We start from the raw sequence: 702 nt of genomic DNA, 5'->3' as shown, positions 1-702 counted from the left end.
AGCCGGTCCTGCGCCGCGTAGAGCACGCTGTACACCACCTGCAGGTATGCCTTCAGCTTCGGCTCGGTCCCGGACGGCCGTACGACCACACGCACGCCCTCACCGGTCAGCCGCACGACGTCGGCGTCGACGCAGGCGTTGTTCGAAGCGGTCGTGGCCGGGGCGACCCACCCGGACATCGAAGGGGTGGAGGTGGTCCGCCGCGCCGCGCTGGCGGCCACCGCCACCGACGTCCTCGAAGCGGACGGCTACCTGCTGGGCACGCCGGCGAACCTGGGCAGCATGAGCGGCGCGCTGAAACACTTCTTCGACACGATCTACTACCCGTGCCTGGACGAGACGCGCGGTCGCCCGTTCGGGTACTGGATTCACGGCAACAGCGACACTTCGGGCACGGAACGGCAACTGCTGGCGATCACGACCGGGCTGGCGTGGGCGAAAGCGGCGGAATCCGTCATCACGACGGGTGATCCGGACAAAAAGACGCTCGAAGCGTGCACCGAACTGGGCGGCACGCTGGCCGCCACGCTCATGGGCTGAAACGTAAAGGGGCCTGTCACCGGAAGCCCTGGGGGTCGACCTCCGGCAACAGGCCGTGGCCAAGGGTTCGCCCGAGGGCGATCAACCTTGACCTCTGAAGCGTACTACAGACGGCCGATCATGACGAGTCGAAGGCGCGACAACCTCTCGCCTGAGCTGTTC

1 protein-coding gene and 1 pseudogene are annotated in these 702 nt (G+C 67.2%); one reads left to right on the top strand and one right to left on the bottom strand.

Features of this window, described 5'->3' with window-relative positions; all coding sequences use genetic code 11:
• Positions 1–128, bottom strand: a pseudogene (locus tag CCN39_RS48700) (hypothetical protein); the annotation flags it as partial.
• A 10-nt stretch (positions 129–138) separates the two neighbouring features.
• Here CCN39_RS48700 and CCN39_RS48695 point away from each other — a divergent pair.
• Positions 139–540: a flavodoxin family protein gene (locus CCN39_RS48695; RefSeq protein ID WP_086854009.1), complete on the top strand. Its 402-nt coding sequence runs from the start codon at positions 139–141 to the stop codon at positions 538–540.
• Positions 541–702: the final 162 nt, after the last annotated feature.

The organism is Amycolatopsis kentuckyensis (genome assembly GCF_002155975.1).
Classification (GTDB): Bacteria; Actinomycetota; Actinomycetes; order Mycobacteriales; family Pseudonocardiaceae; genus Amycolatopsis; species Amycolatopsis kentuckyensis.
Note: the sequence above shows the minus strand (reverse complement) of the source record. Positions and strands in the feature narration are given on the sequence as shown.